The organism is Desulfobacula phenolica, assembly GCF_900105645.1.
In the GTDB taxonomy this organism is placed as follows: Bacteria; Desulfobacterota; Desulfobacteria; order Desulfobacterales; family Desulfobacteraceae; genus Desulfobacula; species Desulfobacula toluolica.
In genome coordinates, this window is record NZ_FNLL01000006.1 from 269,193 (window position 1) to 291,390 (window position 22,198).

17 protein-coding genes are annotated in these 22,198 nt (G+C 41.4%); 9 read left to right on the top strand and 8 right to left on the bottom strand.

The genetic code is table 11. The features are described 5' to 3' along the window. Positions 1 to 91: 91 nt before the first annotated feature. On the top strand, positions 92 to 1,519 hold the full coding sequence (gatB, locus tag BLT94_RS12130) for an Asp-tRNA(Asn)/Glu-tRNA(Gln) amidotransferase subunit GatB (RefSeq protein ID WP_092234430.1): 1,428 nt from the start codon (positions 92 to 94) through the stop codon (positions 1,517 to 1,519). Between the two features lie 13 nt (positions 1,520 to 1,532). Next, positions 1,533 to 2,153, top strand: coding sequence for a hypothetical protein (locus tag BLT94_RS12135; protein ID WP_092234433.1), 621 nt, complete (start codon positions 1,533 to 1,535; stop codon positions 2,151 to 2,153). A 110-nt stretch (positions 2,154 to 2,263) separates the two neighbouring features. Here BLT94_RS12135 and BLT94_RS12140 read toward each other — a convergent pair whose 3' ends face one another. After that, entirely contained in the window at positions 2,264 to 3,808 is a 1,545-nt protein-coding gene (locus BLT94_RS12140; protein WP_092234436.1) for an FG-GAP-like repeat-containing protein, read from the bottom strand. 302 nt (positions 3,809 to 4,110) lie between these two features. Here BLT94_RS12140 and BLT94_RS12145 point away from each other — a divergent pair, with 302 nt between their 5' ends. Next, on the top strand, positions 4,111 to 5,280 hold the full coding sequence (locus BLT94_RS12145) for an alginate export family protein (RefSeq protein ID WP_092234439.1): 1,170 nt from the start codon (positions 4,111 to 4,113) through the stop codon (positions 5,278 to 5,280). A 340-nt stretch (positions 5,281 to 5,620) separates the two neighbouring features. Next, a complete protein-coding gene (locus tag BLT94_RS12150; RefSeq protein WP_092234442.1) occupies positions 5,621 to 6,826 on the top strand; it encodes a hypothetical protein in 1,206 nt (401 codons plus the stop codon). Between the two features lie 113 nt (positions 6,827 to 6,939). Here the strand turns inward: BLT94_RS12150 and mutL are convergent, their stop codons facing one another. Genes mutL through BLT94_RS12185 form a run of 7 tightly spaced genes read right to left on the bottom strand, consistent with a single transcriptional unit; the run spans position 6,940 to position 13,754 of the window. Next, positions 6,940 to 8,823 carry a DNA mismatch repair endonuclease MutL gene (gene mutL, locus BLT94_RS12155; RefSeq protein WP_092234446.1) on the bottom strand — a complete coding sequence of 628 codons (1,884 nt, stop codon included), beginning with the start codon at positions 8,821 to 8,823 and terminating at the stop codon, positions 6,940 to 6,942. Beyond that, a complete protein-coding gene (locus tag BLT94_RS12160; protein ID WP_092234449.1) occupies positions 8,798 to 8,992 on the bottom strand; it encodes a hypothetical protein in 195 nt (64 codons plus the stop codon). The genes mutL and BLT94_RS12160 overlap by 26 nt, the downstream gene beginning before the upstream one ends. 19 nt (positions 8,993 to 9,011) lie before the next feature. Further along, positions 9,012 to 10,484: an Asp-tRNA(Asn)/Glu-tRNA(Gln) amidotransferase subunit GatA gene (gene gatA / locus BLT94_RS12165; protein ID WP_092234453.1), complete on the bottom strand. Its 1,473-nt coding sequence runs from the start codon at positions 10,482 to 10,484 to the stop codon at positions 9,012 to 9,014. A gap of 44 nt (positions 10,485 to 10,528) precedes the next feature. Next, the gene (gene gatC / locus BLT94_RS12170) at positions 10,529 to 10,816 is read right to left on the bottom strand and encodes an Asp-tRNA(Asn)/Glu-tRNA(Gln) amidotransferase subunit GatC (RefSeq protein ID WP_014958738.1); all 288 of its coding nucleotides are present in this window, start codon (positions 10,814 to 10,816) and stop codon (positions 10,529 to 10,531) included. 30 nt (positions 10,817 to 10,846) lie between these two features. Then, the gene (locus tag BLT94_RS12175; RefSeq protein WP_092234456.1) at positions 10,847 to 11,620 is read right to left on the bottom strand and encodes an SPOR domain-containing protein; all 774 of its coding nucleotides are present in this window, start codon (positions 11,618 to 11,620) and stop codon (positions 10,847 to 10,849) included. Positions 11,621 to 11,625: 5 nt separating this feature from the next. Then, positions 11,626 to 13,293 (bottom strand): arginine--tRNA ligase, encoded by a 1,668-nt coding sequence (argS, locus tag BLT94_RS12180; RefSeq protein ID WP_092234459.1) that lies wholly within the window; start codon positions 13,291 to 13,293, stop codon positions 11,626 to 11,628. Between the two features lie 8 nt (positions 13,294 to 13,301). Then, positions 13,302 to 13,754, bottom strand: coding sequence for a hypothetical protein (locus BLT94_RS12185; protein ID WP_092234462.1), 453 nt, complete (start codon positions 13,752 to 13,754; stop codon positions 13,302 to 13,304). 542 nt (positions 13,755 to 14,296) lie between these two features. Between BLT94_RS12185 and BLT94_RS12190 the strand changes: the two genes are divergently transcribed. The 5 genes from BLT94_RS12190 (at position 14,297) to BLT94_RS12210 (ending at position 22,113) form a co-directional block, all read left to right on the top strand. Then, positions 14,297 to 16,318, top strand: a complete 2,022-nt coding sequence (locus BLT94_RS12190) for a TonB-dependent receptor plug domain-containing protein (RefSeq protein WP_092234621.1) — start codon at positions 14,297 to 14,299, stop codon at positions 16,316 to 16,318. 18 nt (positions 16,319 to 16,336) lie between these two features. Beyond that, positions 16,337 to 17,401 (top strand): ABC transporter substrate-binding protein, encoded by a 1,065-nt coding sequence (locus BLT94_RS12195; protein WP_092234465.1) that lies wholly within the window; start codon positions 16,337 to 16,339, stop codon positions 17,399 to 17,401. Continuing rightward, the gene (locus tag BLT94_RS12200) at positions 17,398 to 18,411 is read left to right on the top strand and encodes a FecCD family ABC transporter permease (protein WP_092234468.1); all 1,014 of its coding nucleotides are present in this window, start codon (positions 17,398 to 17,400) and stop codon (positions 18,409 to 18,411) included. Before BLT94_RS12195 ends, BLT94_RS12200 begins: the two co-directional genes overlap by 4 nt. After that, complete coding sequence (locus BLT94_RS12205) at positions 18,411 to 19,244, top strand: ABC transporter ATP-binding protein (protein ID WP_092234471.1); 834 nt, start codon at positions 18,411 to 18,413, stop codon at positions 19,242 to 19,244. Before BLT94_RS12200 ends, BLT94_RS12205 begins: the two co-directional genes overlap by 1 nt. 463 nt (positions 19,245 to 19,707) lie before the next feature. After that, on the top strand, positions 19,708 to 22,113 hold the full coding sequence (locus BLT94_RS12210) for an ATP-binding protein (protein ID WP_139169022.1): 2,406 nt from the start codon (positions 19,708 to 19,710) through the stop codon (positions 22,111 to 22,113). The last annotated feature ends 85 nt before the right edge of the window (positions 22,114 to 22,198 follow it).

The window sequence follows — 22,198 nt, forward strand, 5'->3', positions numbered from 1 at the left end:
TGATTAATGAAAATTTCAAGGTTATAAAAGGAGGTTATTGTTATATAAAATAATCAAATAAAAAATAACTCTATAAGGGAAATAATTATCCATGCAGTTTGAACCTGTCATCGGCCTTGAAGTCCATGCACAACTAAAAACAAAAACCAAAATCTTCTGTGGCTGCTCCACAAAATTCGGAAAGTCCCCCAATGCCAATACCTGTCCTGTTTGTACGGGCATGCCCGGCGTATTGCCTGTTCTGAACAAGCTGGCGGTTTCTTTTGCCGTCAAAGCGGCACTTGCCACAAATTGCAAAATAAACCGGGAAAGCCGGTTTGACAGGAAAAACTATTTTTACCCGGATCTTCCAAAAGGCTACCAGATAACACAATATGCTTTGCCAATTGCCGAACATGGATACCTTGACATTGAAACCGACGCATCCGGCAACAAAAAAATAGGCATTACCCGGATTCATATGGAAGAGGATGCGGGAAAACTGATCCATGACCCTGCCAGGGCAAAAAGCATGGTGGATTTGAACAGGACCGGGGTGCCGCTGATTGAGATTGTCAGTGAACCCGATATTAGATCGGCAAAAGAGGCAGGTGCCTACTTGAGAAAACTGCATGCCATTTTAAAATATATTGATGTATGTGACGGCAACATGGAAGAAGGCAGCTTCAGGTGTGACGCCAATATTTCCTTAAGACCCAAAGGACAAAAAGAATTCGGCATAAGAGCCGAACTTAAAAACCTCAACTCCTTTAAAAATGTTGAAAAAGCCATTCTCTATGAAATTCAGCGACAGACCTATGTATTAGAAGAAGGCAATCAGGTGATCCAGGAAACACGGCTGTGGGATCTGTCCAAGAACAAGACAAGTGCCATGCGCGGTAAAGAAGAGGCCCATGACTACCGGTATTTCCCTGACCCGGACCTGGTTCCCCTCATTGTTGACAAACAGTGGATACGAAAAGTTGCCGAAGACATGCCCGAACTCCCCGATGAAAAACAATCCCGGTTTATCAAGACCTATAAACTGGCCGACTATGATGCTGCGGTTTTGACCTCATCCATTGAACTTGCCGATTTTTTTGAAGTAACCGCTGCCCCTTTGAAAGACAAAAAACAGGTGGCCAACTGGATTTTGACAACCTTACTGGGTATGCTCAATGCAAAAGGAATCCCCATCACTGAATCCCCGGTCACGGCTGAAGAATTTTCAAAACTCCTGGGATTGATTGAAGAGGGAAAAATCAATGCAACCGCTGCAAAAACCGTGTTCGAGGAAATGATAAAAACATCAAAAGACCCTGAAACCATTGTAAAAGAAAACGGACTCGAACAGGTGTCTGATCAATCTGAGCTTGAGACCATGGTGATGGATATTATTGATAGCAACCCTGATGAGGTCGCTGCCTACAGGGATGGAAAAACCAAGCTTTTCAGTTTTTTCATGGGACAAATCATGAAAAAGACCCGTGGCAAAGCAGATCCTAAAATCATCACCCAATTATTAAAAAGCAAACTATAACTTGGAGCGTATTGTGAACCCGTTAAATTTTTCAATAAAACAGTACCTTTTATGGCTTATCGTATCTATCCTGATTCCGTTCAATTCCGGCATGGCAAACACACAAAACATCAAAACCATTGTGATTTTCCCGTTTGAAACAAATTCACACAACGACATCTCTTATATTACTGCCGGTGCCTGGAACATGCTGTATTCAAGGATTTCCTGGAGGGATCATGTACGGGTTATTGACAGACATAAACTTTCCGGCAACCTTGATAATTTAACGGCTACCACGGCAAATGAACAGATCTTAAAAATTGCACAAGACACCAGTGCCGAATATGTGATGACCGGCAGTATCACGGAATTTGCAAATGCTTTCAGCCTTGATGTAAAGCTATATGATATTAAAAACCGATCCTATTTGACCTTTTATGATCAAACCGCAAAAATTGATCAGGTAATTCAAAAAATCAATATCATTTCAGCCAAAATCAATAAAAAAGTATTTGACAGGACAACAACCACCTTTGAAAAAATGGAAAAAGAAAAACTCATCAGTGCGGAAGAATTGAAAAGAATTCACCCGGAACAAATGATGCCCATACATCAGGATAAAACAGATGACCCCTGGTGGAAATTCTGGTAATTTTTTTGCAACCATAAACCAGCGCTTTACAAAAAAAAAACCCCGTGTTCCCAAAACAAGGAACACGGGGTTTTTCAACTGTCTTTAAAGTTTTTCCATATCTTTATCAATTAAAAAGGTTGCATCATCCCTTTAACAATAAAACTCTGGCTCACAATTCGGCTTGTCTTCTTTTGAAGGGCTCCCTTTGAACTGACAATTGCAAATATAACCTCTTTTTTACCATTATTATCCATGTCGGCAATTGTATAATCACAGATATATCCTGAAACCGTCTGCGTTCTTCCCTTTGGTGCCATTCCCATCTCATTCCACAAAAGAGATTCAATATTGCCTTTGTTGTATACGCGAAGCCTTGAAAGCAAACCTTTTGCAGCATCCTGATTTTTAACTGTAACCAGACTGGTTTTGCCATCCTGGTCGAGATCTGATGCAAACAGCCTTTGCTGCAGATATATCCTGCTCATCTGATATCCGCTATCCCGGTTATATCTCATGCCTTTATATTCAACATATGAACCGCTTCCGCCATATGTGTCGGCACTTGTAAAAAGTTCCCGTCCGTCAAAAGAATAAAGAGAAAGAGTTCCTTTAAGATTCAGAACGGCAATGGTTTCCTTGCCATTGTTCATAAAGTCACCAAATGCAAGCCCAAAAATATTATCCGCAAAAGGAAGGGACAATTCTGCAGGTGACAACTGGCCTGATTCATCCATTTTCAACCGGGTTATTCCGGTTTTAAGCCGCCTTTCACCCTCCCCTCTTGTTTTTTGCCCAAGAAGTATCCTTCCGTAACTTTTTGTATCAACGGCCCTGAACAGCCATTTGATATGATCGGCAACTTTTATCAAACCGGATGTATTCCAGCGGTATAAAATGGAGTCCGGCTCCAGAGTATCATCATTAATGCCTGTAACAAATATTTCCTGTGTTCCATCGGCATCAAGGTCAACGACGTCCACAAACAAATGGCGTTTATTACCGGATGCAAGACGAAGCTCCGACATTTTTTTAAAACTGTTGCCTGTCCGTTGAAAAACACTGAGCATATTGCTTGAAAGCACAATGGTTTCATTTTTTGAATCATTATCAATGTCAGCAACTGCAATGCTTTTCATTTCCGTATCAAAGGAAGGGCTTCGCCAGATGACCGGTTTTTGAGGCTCTGCATAGGGTACATATCGTGCTGTTTTTTCCGATACGCCAGTATTCCCTTGCCTTGGTGCAAGATTGAGAACATCTGTTCTGATCTGTTCCGCAAACAGGTCAATGTGTTTTAACACGTCCCCTTTTTTATTTCCAAATTGACTGAACACAAGCTCAATCTCTCCTGAACCGGCATTGATAAGTTTTGCATCGGTACTGACGCTGTCTCCAAAAACAAGTATGGTTCCTTCAAGGAGATAGTCTGCTTTTACAGATTCAATTTCCAGGTTGTCAGACGAGAACACAACCGATGAATGCCCCTGAATTTTAAGCCTTGTTTCAAGCATGTGAACCACGCCTTTTTCAAGAAATTCAAGATTTTCCTGGGATTCAATTTTAAACGGAGACACCACTATTTTTTTTTCGTTTAAAGAAGCACAAACAAAATCAGGGAATATCAGAAAAAAAAATATAATAAAAAGTTTAAATTTCAAATAGTTATTGTTCAATTTCACACCCTTTATTTTTTTAAAATATTTGATTATACAGGCGCACTCACCCTACATTTTAAAATGTTAATTATACCATAATATATATAATGTAAAGCCAAAAGGCCTGCCCCTGTTCTCTTATGCCGGAAACCGTAAAAAAAGACATTCCAAATAAGCAATCAGAAAGCATGGCATAAAATTCAAAAAAAACCAGCCATAACCACTTGACCCTAATATTAAATTTTACTATAAATAGAAAAATTTATCTCAATAATGAGGTAATAAATCTATTTTGTTTTTTTTAAAAAAAGGGAGTAAGGATGAAAAAAATATTTATTGCTATGATTGTCACCTTGATCGGACTTGCATTTACAGCCCCGTCATTTGCTGTTGAACACGAGTTCGGGGGTTATTGGCGTGTGAGAATGTTCTCCATGAAAGATTTTTCAGGAGATGACTCCGGCAGTATGGACAGCTCCATGGCAGACACCAGAACACACCTTTACTACACAGCGGTTATTAACGACAACCTCAAACTTGTCAACAAGTTTGAAATGGATGCCGACTGGGGAAGTTCCGCATCATATGGTGATATCGGTGCGGATGCTGTTGCTATAGAAGTAAAAAACACTTACGCGGATTTTAATCTTGGTGCTTTAAATGCAAAAGTTGGCACCCAGGGTACAGTCATTCAGCGTGGTTTTGTTTTTGATGAAGATTTTTCAGGTGTTGTTCTGACAAGTAACGGTGTAATTGCTAAATACATTAAAGTAGAAGAGAACGGCGATAATGCCGGCGACGATATAACTGCTTACAGTTTATCCTATACTGCAGATCTTGACGCCGTAAAGTTAACCCCGGTGTTTACATATGTAGATGATGACGATGATGATTCCGCATGGTTTATTGGCCTGGATGTAGATGCTGATTTTGGAGGAACTGCTCTTTGGGGAACCTTTATTTATAATGGAGGAGAAGACGGATCAGACGATATAAAAGCATGGCTTGCAGCAGCAGGTACCGATATTACGCTGAGTGACATGATCAGTTTTCACGGACAGGCATTTTATGCTACAGGCGATGATAACGCTGCGGACGATGATATTGAAAACTTCACAACTATCGACGGGCAGTCTTATGCATGGGCCGAGATCATGGGTGAAGGCATATTTGATGATTATGTATCCAACAACTCACCCGGAGTTGAAATCTCAAACATTACTGCAGCCAATATAGGCGTAACCTTTGTTCCCATGGAAAAACTGAGTATTTCAGCCGACCTGTGGTATGCTAGACTAAATGAAGTCGCTGCAGGGGCAGATGAAGATCTTGGATTTGAGATTGATCTTAGTGCCACATATGAACTTGTTGATGGGCTGAGCCTTGATGTTGTCGGTGCATATCTTTTTGCCGATGACGGAACAACAGGCAATGCTGCAAATGATGAGAATCCCTGGGAAGTTGGAACACAGTTGAGTTTAAGCTTCTAAGCATTTAATCATCACTTGAATATCAAAGCCGGACATTGCATCTGATTTCTTTCAGTGCATATCCGGCTTTTTTTATTTTTTAGTTTTAAAATTATGATCACACACCCCGCTATCAAAAAGGACTGATATTTTAAAATAAACTGTCATATTTCCCTGAACTCTGTACAATACCCTGGAAGTTTCATCCGGCATGACTTGATAGCAAGTTGAGCATTAAAAAAATTATTTTTTTTTGAAACTTGACCTTGATATTAAATTCTACTATAGATACTAAAATCTGTCTTAATTGGTTAAGGCAGATCAAATCTATTTTTAATTTTCTTTTTAAAAGGGAGAAAAGATGAAAAAATTATTTATTGCAGTTCTTGTTACCCTGATCGGGCTTGCATTCACAGCCCCATCATTTGCAGTTGAACATGATTTTGGCGGGTATTGGCGTGTAAGAATGTATACCCAGAAAAATTTTGACGGAACTTCGGATGAGTCTGGTGGTGAACAAGATGATGTAGCCAAGGCAGACACCAGAACCCGTCTTTTTTACACCGCTACCATTAATGACAACCTTAAGTTTGTCAACGCATTTGAAATGGATGCAGACTGGGGAAGTTCCACATCATATGGCGACATCGGTGCTGATGCTGTTGCAATAGAAGTAAAAAACACTTATGCAGACTTTAATCTTGGTGCTTTGAATGCAAAGGTTGGTACCCAGCAAACCGTTATTCATCGCGGATTTGTGTTTGATGATGCTGCTTCCGGTGTTATTTTGGCAAGCAATGGCGTAACAGCTAAATATCTTAAATTTGAAGAGAACGGCGACAATGCAGGCGACGATATCACTGCTTACAGTTTATCCTATACTGCTGATCTTGATACTGTAAAATTAACCCCGGTTTTTACTTATATAGATGACGATAATAGTGATTCAGTATGGTTTGCCGGCTTGGATGTGGATGCTAACTTAGGTGGAACTTCTCTTTGGGGTACATTCGTTTATAATGGCGGAGAAGATGGATCAGACGATATCAAAGCATGGCTTGTAGCAGCAGGTGGAACATTTAAACTGACAGATATGTTTAATATTCACGGCCAGGCATTTTATATCACTGGTGATGATGATGCTGCGGATGGTGATGATGAAGAATTTTCAGTAATTGGTATTCCCAGCAGAACAGGAGCAACTTATTACTGGTCGGAAATTATGGGTAAAGGTATATTTGATATGGGCGCTTGTGCATCAAATAACTCACCCGGAACCTCACCCACGAATATCACCGCTGCAAACCTGGGTGTCACTGTTGTTCCCATGGAGAAACTGAGCCTTTCAGCAGATCTGTGGTATGCCAGACTAAATGAAGAAGTGGCTCCAGGACTTGATGAAGATCTTGGATTTGAAATTGATCTTAAAGCTACATATGAGCTTGTTGACGGTCTGAACCTTGATGTTGTCGGTGCATATCTTTTTGCTGGTGACAGCACAACAAACGATGTCGCCAATGATGACGATCCATGGGAAGTTGGAACACGTTTGAGCTTAAGTTTCTAAAAAAATTAAGCATTAGTTAGATCCGATATATTAAAGCCGGGCATTGCATCTGATTTTTTCAGTGTATGTCCGGCTTTTTTTTTTAATTTGAACGGCATTTTAAAAATAGGCATTCATAAAACACGTTTAAACAGTTTTTCGATCTGCTGTTTGGTCCAGGCGATCATAATCGGTCGGCCATGGGGACAATGACAAGGATTTTCACACGCTTCAAGATCTGCGAGCAAGGTTTCCATCTCAGTCTGGTTAAGCTTTAAATTGGCACGAATGGCACTGTGGCATGCCATTAAAATCAAACACTGCTCAAGCCACTCATCTTTTGAAAACCGGTCTTTTTTAACCAGAGCTTTTTCAATGATATCAACAATCATGTGCTTGATCTCTTTTTCATCAATGATGACCGGCACGGCTTTTATGATAAAGGTTGTTCCGCCAAAGGGCTCGATGATCACCCCCAGACCCTTCAACTCCTCCAAAATGCCGGACAAAAAATCCGCCTCCTTGAAATTCAAGTCAAGTGTTTCAGGCACAACCAAGCTCTGGCTTTGAACCTTCAGCAACTGATACCTGCGTTTGAGCTTTTCATATACAATCCGTTCATGGGCTGCATGCTGATCCATAAGCATGATCCCCTCTTGGGTCTCCACAAGGATATAGGTTCCCATGACCTGGCCGATAATTTTCGTTGTCGCGGAAAACGAGACAGGTTTTTCTTTAAGTGCAGGGGAGACTGATTTTACAGGGTTTACAGAAGGTACTGGATATCCGGGAGGCTGAGGCAATGCCTGTTGGCAAGCCGGTTCTTTCTGTTTTTGAACCGAATCCGTTTGATTTTCAACCGGTTTGTTTTGAATGACCGGGGTCTGCCACTCTATTATGGATTGCTCAATCTTGGAGATGCTTTCCGGGTAAACGTCTGCATCAAAAAACTCAAAGGTTTCAACAGCTTTTTTTTCGCCCGTATCCAGAGAAAATACCGGTGTCTGTGAATATGAGGTCATATTGTCCTGGGCACAAGACAATGCCCTGTCGATTGTCTCTGACATGGCCTGATACACGGGTTTGCTGTTAAAAAATCGAATCTCTTTTTTGGACGGATGAACATTGACATCCACCTGGTCAAAGGCAATCTCAACAAAAAAAACCCCCAGAGGAAAGTTTCCTTTCATGATCCTGCCTTTGTAACCCTGGAAAATAGCTGCGATAAGCCCCCGGTCATACACCAGCCGGTTGTTCACAAACAAAAAAATCTTGGACGAAGATCGCCGGGTAACAGACGGGTTGGAACAATATCCTTGGATACGAACAAATTCATCGGCAAATTCGAGGGGACAAAGCTTGCCTGCAACATCCCGCCCAAGGATGCGAACAGATCTCTGGAACAGGTCATCAGATAATGAAAAACTTTTCTGCAGTTTATGGTTTAAAAACAACCTGAACTGGACGTGAGGATTTCCAAGGGCCATACCGGATACGGCGTCGGCAATATGACTTGTTTCAGTGGTATTGGATTTTAAAAATTTTTTTCGGGCAGGGGTGTTAAAAAATAGCTGTTTTACTTCCACCATGGTTCCCACCGGAGCCCCGGCATCTGAAACATTGAGTATTTTTCCACCTGCAATGTCTATTTTCGTTCCAATATCACTGTCTGTTGTACGGGTCACAAGAATGAACTTTGAAACCGATGCAATGGACGGCAATGCCTCGCCCCGAAATCCCATTGTGGAGATGGAGAACAGATCCTCTTTGTTGAAAATTTTGCTTGTGGCATAACGTTCAATGGACAGCAGTGCATCATCCCGCAAAAGCCCGATCCCGTTATCAGACACCCGTATTAATGATTTGCCGCCGTTTACAATTTCAATGATAATCTGTGTAGCGTTTGCGTCAATACTGTTTTCAACAAGCTCTTTGACCACGGAGGCAGGCCTTTCAACCACCTCCCCTGCCGCAATCTGGTTGGAAAGGATTTCAGGCAGAATTCTGACTGTCGTCATCTCTTACCAGCCTTAACAGAAATTGGGAATCTTTTGGACTTAAATCAAATTGGAAACCGGCTTGATCCACCAATTTGGTCAGATTGATATCTGGATTTTCTTTTCTCTTTTCCGATATCCATTTGACCGCCTTCTTTAATTGCTCACTCTTGGGTTGCACTGTTGACATGTGTCACCTCCTTTATGATTCAAAGATTGGGAAATGTTTTATCCAGCGAAATGGTTCGTTCAAACCCGTACCCTGCCCGTAACAACGACATTTCATCAAACCTTTTGGCCATCATCTGGATACCAATGGGCAAGCCCTTTGAAGAATACCCTGCGGGAACCGATATCCCGGGGATACCGGCCATGTTGGCGGAGAGGGTAAAAATATCCGTCAAATACATGGTCAAAGGATCATCAATCTTCTCTCCTATTTTAAATGCAGGGGCAGGTGCCACCGGGGACAAGATAAAGTCACAGGTTTCAAAAGCCTTTGAAAAATCCTCCATGATCAGGGTTCGAACCTTTGACGCCCTTCCATAATAGGCATCATAGTAACCGGCTGAAAGCGCATAGGTTCCAATAATAATCCGTCTTTTAACTTCCGTGCCAAATCCTTTTGACTTGGTCTTTTTATACATGTCAATGAGGTCTTCGCATCCATTCTCTCTGAAACCGTATTTTACCCCGTCAAATCTGGCAAGATTGGAGCTGGCCTCGCAAGGGGCAATAATATAATAGGCTGCCACCACATAATCCGTGTGGGGCAAAGAGATCTCTTTGATCTCAACCCCCAGATCCTGCAAGCTCTTTTTTGCATCATTAAAAACCTTTTCAACATCAGGATCAATGCCTTCCACAGACAAGTACTCTTTTGGAATTCCAGCAGTCATCCCTTTTAAAGCACCTTTTTCAAACTGATCCAGGGCGGTTGTAAAATCCGGCACATCCACCTTGGCACTGGTTGAATCCATTGTATCATTGCCGGATATAACATTGAGCAGGATGGCTGCATCCCTTACATCTTTGGTGATGGGGCCTATCTGGTCAAGTGACGAGGCATAAGAAACCAGCCCGAACCGGGAGACCCGGCCATAGGTCGGTTTTAATCCTACAACACCGCAATGGGATGCGGGCTGACGAATGGAACCACCGGTATCGGTTCCCAGCGCGGCACAACAGAACCGGGCAGCCACTGCTGCAGCTGACCCCCCGCTGGAACCGCCGGGTACGCAGGAGGTATTCCAGGGATTTCTGGTGATTTTGCAAGCCGAATTTTCAGTTGAAGAGCCCATTGCAAACTCATCCAAATTGGTTTTACCGATGATGACAGCACCGTTTTCCTTTAATTTTGAAACAACAGTTCCGTCATATTGAGGTACAAAATTATCAAGGATTTTTGATGCGCAAGTGGTTTTCATTCCCCTGGTACACAAAAGGTCTTTCAAGGCGATTGGTACACCTGTCAATGGGGCTGTTTTATTATCGGCTATATCTTGATCCGCTTTTTTTGCCTGTTCCAGAGCCAGGTCTTTATCAACCGTTATAAAAGCACCAATTTCATCATCATATTGTTCAATTCTTTCAAGCAATGCAGTGGTCAATTCAACAGAAGAAATTTTATGATCCAGAAGGTGTTTTCGGGCACTGCCAATGGTCAGTTCATGGTATTGCATTTTATATTATCCTTATTCTGATCCTTATTCTTTCACGATAAAGGTTATTTAACGACTCTTGGCACCGTATAAAAATCTTCATCTCTTTGCGGTGCATTGGCAAGTGTCACATCAGGTCCCGGTGATACTTTCAACTCATCTTCCCTTAAAACATTCTGCATGAACGAAGCCCCGGAAGACTGCCTGACTCCCTCCACATCAACATCTTTTAATTTATCAATATATTGAAGGATATGGCTCAGCTGTTCAGCCATTTTTTCTTTTTGCGGCTCGTCAATCTCCAATCGAGCAAGGTGGGCCATTTTTTCGACTTCATCTGTTGATATTTTCATTACTATCCCTCTTTACCATCCATCTTATAATCATTGAGTTTTTATAATAATTGAATTTATTCCGGCTTTGTTTAATTTTTCGTTAATTTTTTTTGCCTCATCATAGGTTGTAAAAGACCCGGTTCTGATCCTGTACCAGGTAACCCCGTTCTTTTCTCCGGTTACCCTGTATGAATCAAATCCTTTTTTTCTGTAAACAGCCATCTGTGCAACCGCGTCCTTAACATTTTTAAAGGCTGCAATCTGGATTGTATATGCCCCTTTTGGGTTCTTGTTATCTGGATTCTTGTTGTATAGGGGCTTGTTGTCTGGGGTAATGTTATCTGTTGATCGCACGGATTTACCTGTTTTTTTCAAACGGATCGGATTCGCTTTTATTTCAACAGACTTTGTGTTTGTTGGTTTTGACTGTTCAGCTGTTTTTTGGTCTGTCTTTGCCTTGTTTACCTGGGGTTTAAGCGTCTTTTTTTTTCTGCTTGTTTTTACGGGAATCTCGTCTGTGGCTGTTGTTTCTTTTTTGGGAACGATTTCCAATATTTTTTTTGGGGAAGGCATATTTTCTTCTGCTACGGGACGATCAAGCACATCATAAAATTTTAGATTAATTTTCTCCCGGACACCTTCTTTTTCACCAAATTCTTTGGCAATAATTTCAAGCCTTTTTTGAAATTTTTGGGTATCAAATTTTACAGGAGATGAACCACGACCAACCATGATACCCAAAAAAAACATCCAACCGGCAATACCGATGTAAAGCAAATATCTTAAAATCCCTTTAAAGGGTGTTGTTTTAAAGGGTGTCATTATGTTTACATTCTTTCCGGTGCAGAAACTCCAAGAAGTGCCAACCCGTTTCGAATGACCTTTTTTACCCCCAGAACAAGGCTCAACCTGGCCAGGGTGAGTTCTTTTTTATCCGTAATGACCTTGTGTTTGTTATAATAGCTGTGGAAAGCCGATGCAAGACTCATCAGATAGGTAAACATAACATGAGGATGAAGTGTTGCGGCACTTTTTTCCACATTTTCCTTGAATATATCCAAAATTTTCAAAAGATTAATTTCTTCTTCTGCGGTCAGCAGATCAAGATTTTCTCCTTTCTTAAAATCAATATCCTGAAGAATTGTCTCTTGTTTTGCCTTTAACAGAATACCGGTGATTCTCGCATGAACATATTGAACATAATAGACCGGATTATTGGCATTTTTCTGTTTGGCCACTTCAAGATCAAAATCAAGACCTGAATCATAACTGCGGCTTAAAAACATAAATCTTGCCGCATCTTTCCCCACTTCATCCACAATATTCTTTAAGGTAACAAACTCCCCGGAGCGTGTGGACATCTGAAAAGGCTTGCCGCCTCTTAAAAGGCTTACCAGCTGGACCAAAATAACATTAAACTGCTCGCTTTTTCTGCCCGAAGCAACAATGGAGGCATCAATTCTTTTGATATATCCATGGTGATCTGCGCCCCAGACATCAATGACCCTGTCAAACCCGCGCTCATATTTTTCCATATGATAGGCAATATCCGAGGCAAAATAGGTGGTCAAACCGTTATTTCTGACCACCACTCTGTTTTTCTCATCACCAAAATCCTGAGTTCTGAACCAGAGCGCCCCATCTTGTTCATATATCAGATCTCTTGACTTAAACTCATCAATGGCTTTTTGAACTTGTCCTGAATCATACAGGCTCTGCTCACTGAACCATTGATCAAAGGTGACACCAAAACTTGACAGATCCTCTTTAATGCCGTCAAGAATTTTATTTGCAGCATACTTTGCACAGATTTCAACAGCCTCTTGTTCATCTTTTTTTACAAAACCATCTCCATATTTTTCAAGAACCTCACCGGCCAGATCCTGGATATAATCCCCTTTATAACAATCATCGGGAAATTCAATTTTTTGGCCCGCTTTTTCCAACAGCCTCAACCAGACAGATGTGCCAAGGGTTCTGATCTGGCGGCCTGAATCATTAATATAGTATTCTTTTTGGACATCAAACCCGGCAAACGAAAGAATTTTAGCCACGGAATCGCCCACAGCCGCCCCTCTTCCATGCCCAACATGCAAGGGACCTGTGGGGTTTGCACTGACAAATTCTACCTGAACCTTTTCATTCTTACCAATATCAGAGGCCCCATAATTTTTATCCTGTTCAAGAATCCGGTTAACAACCGGATGCCATGCTTGCTTGGACAGAAAAAAATTAATAAATCCAGGGCCTGCGATCTCAACCTTTTCAATTAAACTTCCGGTTTCAATCAAGGCGACCAGGCCTTCGGCAATTTTTCTTGGCGGCATTTTCTGAATGCCGGCTGAAACCATGGCAAAATTTGTAGAAAAATCACCATGGGATTGATGCCGGGGTTCTTCTATCTCCATTTCAGGCATCTCATCCGAGGAGAACACACCTTTTTCAAAGGCTTTTTGAGCGGCTTTAAAAATAATTCTTTTAAGTGTATGTTTCATCATTCTCTCTAATTTTCGTGTTCAGAAGTATCTTCAGGAGTAAATATAGGGGTATCGTCGCCGTCATCTATTTCTTTCATCTCATCTTCTTTGGTGTCCCCGTCTTCTTCAAGCAGCTTATCAAGTTCAACATCATCGTCGTCAAGCTGGAATTTTTCTTCCTTTGGAAAGGCTTCAACATCATTATATTCTATAACTATTTTTTCTTCAGCTTCATTTTTAAAAAACTCTTTTGTATTTTCAAAAAGTTTAATACAAAGATCTGTTGTAGGAAAAAAACCCCTCCTTCTTATGGATTTCAAGAAAGCTCTAAGACCTTCATCAGAAGCCTTTATCACGTCTTGCAAATCATAATCTTCTTCCAGAAGCGGCATGACAACCCCCGGATCAACCTCACTGGATTCTAAAATAGTCAACACGCCGGTTTTGATATTTTTCTCGAATCTTATTTTCTGTCTCATCTGTTCTCTCCCATAAAGTCTCTCCCGTAAAAAAAATCAATCTAAAACCCTTTAATATAGCGCAACTATTGCTTCTGTCAACAAGTATGAGGGGACAGATTTGAAATCCGTTCCATCCATTTACACCATATTATAATCCAATGTTATATTAAATTCTTATAGGTCACCAAGCTTACCAGTTGATAACCGGCAAGGCATTCAAGCAGATACTCAAGAAAAAAAAATAAAAAAAATGGCAGGGACAATATCACTATTCCAACATATTTTAAAAAAGCTTTAATTCAAACAGCGGTCCGCCGGACAATACAACATATTCCATATTTTTATAATCCAGATAAAGCAACTGAAATAAGAGTTTATACCCGAATTAAAACAATTGCAATCCATGTCGTTTCTAAAATACATATTGACGTGAATAACATGAATAGGATAGTACTTTTAACGGCAGGCTCTTTTAAATGACGTGTCTTTTAAAAAGAAACAAAAAAACTTGTTTCATGAGACAAACAACAACGGCAACAAAAAAAAGGAGGAATTTCAAGATGATATACAGAGGCTCATATACTGCTGTTTTGCTGCTCACAGCTGCTGTTTTATGGAGTGCATCAGGGGTTGCTCATGCAAGTTATATGGATAAAACAAATGGCAAAGATATCTTCACTCTGGGTCAAATCGTGGTAACAGACAAGGCCTCACCCGTCAATGGAATAACGGTAGAAACGGTTTCAAGCCGGCAAATGCAGGAATTTAACCGTGAAAATGTGGCAGATGCTTTGAATCTTGTCCCGGGCATTACCCTTTCCCGGTCAGGTGCCAGAAACGAACAGATGATTTTTGTCAGGGGATTTGACATCAAGCACGCGCCTTTATTTCTGGACGGCATTCCCATCTATGTACTGTATGACGGATATCCCGACCTGGGCCGTTTCACCACATTTGACCTTTCACAAATTGTCGTTTCCAAAGGATTTTCATCTGTTCTCTACGGCCCCAATACCATGGGCGGAGCGATCAATATGGTGTCCCGGAGGCCTGATAAATTTTTTGAAGGGAACGCGGGCGTTGGTGTAGCTTCCGGCGACACCATCACAACCCATGGCAACTTTGGAACCAATCAGGGCAAATGGTATCTTCAGGGCGGTTTCAGTTATGCGGATCAAGACTATTTTTCAGTTTCAGATAATTTTAAACCCACGGCAAATGAAGATGGTGGAGATCGGGAAAATTCATATCGGACAGACCAAAAAATCAATTTAAAAATAGGTTACACACCATCAGAACTGGATGAATACGCCTTCAGCTATATCCGCCAGGATGGGGAAAAAGGAACCCCTCTCTATGCCGGAAATGACCCTTCTGCAAGAATCAGATACTGGCAGTGGCCTTACTGGGACAAAGAAAGCTTTTATTTTAATTCCAGGACCTCTATTAATCAGAAGGGCTATGTAAAAACCCGGCTATATTACGACACCTATAAAAATTCACTTTTCAGTTATGATGATGCCACCTATACTACCATGACAAAAGGCTATTCATTTAAAAGCGCCTATGACGATTATACGATTGGCGGATCTTTGGAAGCTGGAAGCAAATATTTGTCCGGGCATTTTATCAAGGCAGCATTTCATTACAAAAAAGATGTTCACGAAGAAAAGGACGAGGGCAAGCCAAAACTGAATTTTCAAGACGAAATTTTTTCCTTTGGCCTTGAGGATACCATCACCCTTTCAGAAAATATTTCCATTATCATCGGGGCAAGCTATGATTATCTTTCTCCGGGAAATGCCGATAATTTTGATTCTGATACCGGCATTATCAGTGACTTTTCCAGTCGGGAGGTTGATGCCTTCAATCCCCAGATCAGTCTGTTTTATGATATTTCCGACACAGGAACCGTTCACGTTGCAGTGGCGGAAAAAAGCAGACTGCCCACCCTGAAAGACCGGTATTCCTATCGCATGGGCTATGGGTTGCCCAACCCTGATCTGGATGAGGAAACATCCGTCAATTATGAAATCGGATACCAGGATAACTTTGCGGACCGGGTCTGTTTTAAATCCTCTGTATTTTACAGTGATGTCAGCAACTATATCATGGCCGTCAGCGTGCCGGACCCGGATGACGCCACCGGCACAGTGGACCAGAATCAAAATATTGGGGCGGTAAATATTTACGGCGCAGAGGCCCAAGTATCTGCCTACCTTCTGAACAACCTTGAATACGGCCTTGGCTACACCTATATGGACTGGGACAACCAGAGCAGCGATGAAAAACTGACGGACATTCCCCGGCACAAAATTTTCACCCACATCAAATACAGTCCGGTAAAACGCCTCTCCCTACTGACCAGTCTGGAATATAATGCCAAACGATTCAGTAATTCAGACGGTGCCACCCAAGCCGGGTCTTATGCACTGATCAACTGCAAGGCAGATTGTACCCTTTATAAAAACATAAAGCTTGAAGCAGGGGTTAACAACCTGTTTGACCGTAATTATGAAATAGACGAAGGCTATATTGAACCGGGACGAAACTATTTTATCAACCTCACCTGTCAGTTCTAACAACATAAGAGGATTCAGATGAAAATCAGCACACATAAATTTTACAAAATCATCCCGTATTATTTGATTTTGATTTTAATTCAAACAATTCCTGCCGGAGTATACGGCATTATCCACGCAGAAGAAATTATTGACATGAAGGGCCGCAAAGTCATGGTTCCTGATGTGATCCGCAGCGTATACAGTGTATCCCCCCCAGCCACCTGCATGGTCTATGCCCTTGCACCGGATCTGATAGCAGCTCTCAACTATCCCCCCCGAACCGAAGAAAAAAGATATATGTCCGCCCGCATACAGAACCTGCCTGTAATCGGCGGATGGTTTGGTCAGGGCCGCACTCCCAATCTGGAAACCTTGTTACAGGTTCACCCGGACATCGTTCTTGTGTGGCAATGGAAGCGCTCGGCAACAACTCAAAAAATTGAACAAACGCTTACACCGCTGGGTTTTCCCATCGTTTATATACAGATAGACACATTAAGGGATTACTCAAACGCTTTTGAATTCCTGGGAAAACTGTTGAACCGGGAACAACGAAGTGCCGGCCTGGTTCAATATGCAAAACAAACCATGGGTGAATTGGACAGCCTGCAGGCCAAAATCCCTGACGCAAAAAGAATTTCTGTCTATTATGCCGAAGGAGCAGGCGGTCTGCGTACGGATTGCAGCGCATCCATTCACGCAGAACTGATCCCCCTGTGCTGCGGAAAAAATGTCCATGTCTGCGAGGCAAAAGATGTTTTCGGCATGGAAAAACTATCTGCCGAACAGATTATCCAGTATAATCCCCAAGTGATTATAACCCGGGAATCTTCTTTTTATAACAGAATTTATACAAACCCTTGCTGGAAAAATATCCGGGCGGTTCAAGAACACCGGGTTTTCCAAATTCCACGATCCCCGTTTGACTGGTTTGACCGTCCACCTTCATTCATGCGCCTTCTGGGAGCCAGATGGCTTATGAACAAACTTTATCCAGACAAATACCCCGTAGACATGATTGAAGAAACCCGAACATTCTACCGGCTTTTTTTAAATAAAGCCCTTGACCCAAAGGCGGCTGCGGAGATTTTGTATTTATGAAATCCACATTTTTAATTCCCGCACTTCTTGTGCTTCTCTGCCTGACAGCCGTTGTTTCCCTTTGCCTGGGGCGGTATCCAGTAGCTCCAGGCCAGATGATTTCATTTTTGAGCAATGGCATTTTCGGCAGCTTATTACCTGAGGAACGCGGGTTTGCCGTGATCCAAAACATTGTAGTGGATATTCGTCTGCCACGCATCATGGCCGCCATACTCATAGGTTCGGCGCTTTCGGTTTCCGGTGTCGCATTCCAGTCCATGTTTATTAATCCCCTGGTTTCCCCAGGACTCCTGGGCGTGCTGGCCGGGGCATCTTTCGGGGCCGCCCTGGGCATGATCCTCTCTGTGAGCTGGATTGCAGTGCAGGCAGGAGCATTCATCTTTGGATTTGTGGCGGTGCTGACAGCAATCTGCATTGCAGGTTTTTACAAGGGCGACCGGCTTTTGATGCTCATCCTCGGCGGAATCATCAGCGGTTCAATGTTCACGGCACTGCTGTCCGTGATCAAATATCTGGCTGATCCCTACGACATGCTTCCGGCCATTGTTTACTGGCTCATGGGCGGTCTTTCTATGGCTGATGCAAAAACAGTCTGGACACTCAGCTTTCCGATTGCAGGAGGCATTGTAATGCTGATTTTTCTTTCCGGTCAAATGAACGTGTTGAGCATGGGCGATGAAGAAGCCCGATCCATGGGTGTAAACGTTGGACGAATCCGGTTTCTGCTCATATTTTTTGCCACACTGATCAGCGCACTTACAGTTGCCATAGGGGGAATCATCGGATGGGTGGGTCTGGTCATCCCCCATATTGCCCGGATGATCGTGGGGTCGGACAACCGTATACTCCTTCCTGCGGCAGCAATTATCGGAGCCACCTATCTGCTGGTGGTGGACAACATTTCAAGATTGGCTTTCAGTGTGGAAATCCCCCTGGGCATTCTGACCGCTTTGGCTGGAATTCCTTTTTTTACAATAGTTCTTCGAAATTCAGGCAAAGGATGGAACTGATGAAATTTATTCATGTAAACAATATAAGCTATAACTATTCCCAAAAACAGGTACTCAAAAAAGTAACTCTTACCATAGATCAGGGAAAAGTACTCTCCCTTTTAGGACCTAACGGCAGTGGCAAAACAACGCTGCTCAAGATGATAATGGGATTCTACCGGCCTTCAACCGGACAGGTTATCCTGGAAGGCCGATCAATAAGTGACATGACTCCCAGGGAGCTGGCCCGGCGTATCGCCTATGTTCCCCAGGTTCATCGACTTGCCTTTTCATATCGGGTCATGGATGTTGTTTTGATGGGCCGAGTTTCCCGCAAACCTTTTTTTTTCCGATATTCGTCAAAAGACCGGGCTATTGCTGCCCGCGCTCTGGAACAGCTTTCCATTGCCCACCTGAAAGACCGCCCCTATACCGAAATCAGTGGAGGCGAACGTCAGCTTACACTCATTGCAAGAGCCATGGCCCAGGGGGCAGATACCTTTGTATTGGATGAACCGGTCAACGGTCTTGATTACGGCAACCAGATCCGTCTGCTAAAACAGATCGCAGACCTTGCTGAACAAGGATATACCTTTATCCAGACCTCTCATTTTCCGGAACATGCAATCTGGATATCGGATAGGGTAGTGATGCTTCAAGACGGGCAGATAATAGCAAACGGAAGCACACAGGATGTCATCAACGGACCCAACCTTTACCGACTTTACAAAACCCCTATCGGCATTGTTGAGGCAAAAAACGGAATGCGGGTTTGTGTACCCCGTCTCATGAGGGACAGACATCATTCATCTGAAAAACAAGAAAAAAACAATGCCCAATATCAGGCAGCCTGAAAGCCAAAAAAGCCTGTTTATATAAGGATCGTACAATTCAGTACCAGTCCGGCTGAAAAAACAGGCTTCCAAAAATAAATTTGTTTTGAATCACAGAATGTTGTATATTCATTTCTTGCAAAAAGACCTGACTATTGGTAAAAAAATTGACTATTTAAAAAATATCCTTGTTTTTTTAGTAGTTCAGGGTATCCAAAAAATATGGTGATATTACAGATAGACCGAAACATCACGCACTAATGTGTGATGTTGTAAAAAAACAGGAAAAATTTTGGATTCAAAAAACCCAGGCACAATCTATCTTAGCCCTTCAAAAACAAAAAACTACCCGCATAAGTACAAATTTATATCATTGGTAACGACATTCAATCCTTGGCGTTTTTTTTCTCTGCCCGTGATACCTTTTTTAATATTCATTTTAATAAATATCTCTTTTATAACGGCTGGCAATGGTCAAGAAAACTTGTCTGTAAAGGTTGGGGTATATGAAAATAAACCGAAAATCTTTACAGATTCAAATGGCAGGGTTGCCGGATTCTGGCCTGACCTTTTAGCTTATATTGCAAACAAAGAAAACTGGGATATAACCTATATCCATGGAACCTGGAATGAGGGTCTTGAAAGATTACTGGCTAATAATATAGATATCATGCCTGATGTTGCTTTTACGGAAGAAAGAGCCAATCTATATGCTTTTTCTAAAAGCCCTGTTCTTATAAGCTGGTCAAGGCTTTATATCAAAAAAAACGTAACCGACATCAAATCAATTAGGGATCTGGAAAATAAAACAATAGCAGTCCTGAAGGGAAGTGTTAATTTTGAATGTACCGGCGGAATAAAAGAACTCCTTCAAAAATTCAATATAAATTGTACTTTTCTGGAATTTGAAGACTATAACAATGCATTTGAGGCTGTTAAAAACAATTTGGCCGATGCCTGCGTAACAAACAGAAACTTTGGGAATAAAAATGAAAAAAGATTTAACCTAAAAAAAACAGCAATAATTTTCCAGCCCATCAATATCAATTTTGCTTTCACTAAAAATGCTTCATTACCGCATAATTTTTCCGAAAGGATAGATCATCACATGGAGCAGCTTCTTAAAGACAACACTTCATTTTATTACCAATTGCTGGAAAAATATTTTGAGACAAAAATAGCGCAAAAAACCATTGAAGTATTCCCCGTGTGGATTAAAATTGTATTAAAAAGCATCGGGGGAATACTTGCTTTTTTAGTTCTTGTCATCTTTATATCAAGAGTACAGTCAAAAAAACAAACCGCTGAAATTAAAATCAAAAATAAAGCCCTGCAAAAAAGTGAAGCACATTTGCGCACTTTGATTGAGACAATACCGGATCTTATATGGTTAAAAGATCCTGATGGAGTTTATCTTGCCTGTAATCCGAAATTCGAACGCTTCTTTGGCGCAAAAGAAACGGATATTGTGGGAAAAACCGACTATGATTTTGTAGACAAGAAAATGGCGGATTTTTTCCGGGAAAACGACCGTATGGCAATGGCCGCAGGCATGCCGACCATGAACGAAGAAGAAATTATTTTTAATGATGACGGCCACAAAGAGCTGCTGGAAACCGTTAAAACACCGATGTATGATTCAGATGATAAGCTTATCGGTGTGCTGGGCATTGGCCGGGACTTTACCAGGCGTAAACAGGCAGAGCAAGAAAAGATAATTGCGCAAAAAATTGCAGCAGAACACAAAAAGCTGGCATTGGTTGGACAGATTGCAGGAAAAATGGCCCATGATTTTAATAATATTCTCAGTATTATCATGGGTCACACTGACCTTTCTCTAATGGAATGCAAAGATTTAAAAACAAGAAAAACTCTTGAATTAATCCTTCAACAGACACTGAAAGGAAGAAATTTAACAAAAAACCTGGTTGCCTTTGCCAAGGATCAGGATCCCAAACAAAAATTTTTCAAACTCAATGCAAAACTTGATCTGGTACTCAATTTATTAAACAAAGATCTGGAAGAACTTGAACTGATAAAAGAATATAAGCCTGAAGTGCCGGAACTGCTCGCAGACCCTGGAATGATCGAACATGCCCTTGTCAATATTATACAAAACTCAATTCATGCATTAAGCATGACTGAAAATCCAAAAATTATTATCAGAACCTATTGTTCTGATAATAATATCATTGTTGAAATTGAGGATAACGGATGCGGAATTCCTGAAGAACATCTTGAAAAAATTTATGAGCCGGCTTTCACACTAAAGGGAAGCTGTGATCTAACAGGTTCATACAAAAAAAATATCAAAGGAACCGGCTATGGCATGGCCAATGTAAAAAAATATATTGAACAGCACAAGGGCAATATTTCAATTAAATCACAATCAGGTACAGGTACAGGTACAGGTACAAAAGTTATCATAAGCCTGCCTGTGATTAAAAAATTCTTAACAAAAGAAGAAAAAACAGAACTTCAGAAAACAAAACTACAGTTTGGAAAAAACATTCTTATTGTGGAGGATGAAGCGGCAATATCTGAAGTACAACACAGGATATTGACACAAGCCCCATGTCATCACACTGCTGATATTGCTTCCAATGGACGGACCGCAATAGATTTATTAAAAAACAACAAGTATGATCTGATAAGTTTGGATTATATTCTTCCGGGAAACATGAATGGAATTCATATATATAATCATATCAGGGAAACTGATAAAGCCGTTCCAATATTATTTATCTCCGGAAACATAGATTTTTTAGAATCCATCAAGGAAATAAAACAAAAAGATGCGAACATTGATCATCTTTCCAAACCTTGCCAGAACAAAGATTATGTGGACGCCATAAACAGGTTATTGGAAAATGCCTTACCAGCACAATAATGACTATGGGTCCTACCTTTAAAGACTTTGAAAAATTGACGGATTTATTTACTTCCGAAGCGATTTTCATTACCCTATTTTTAAG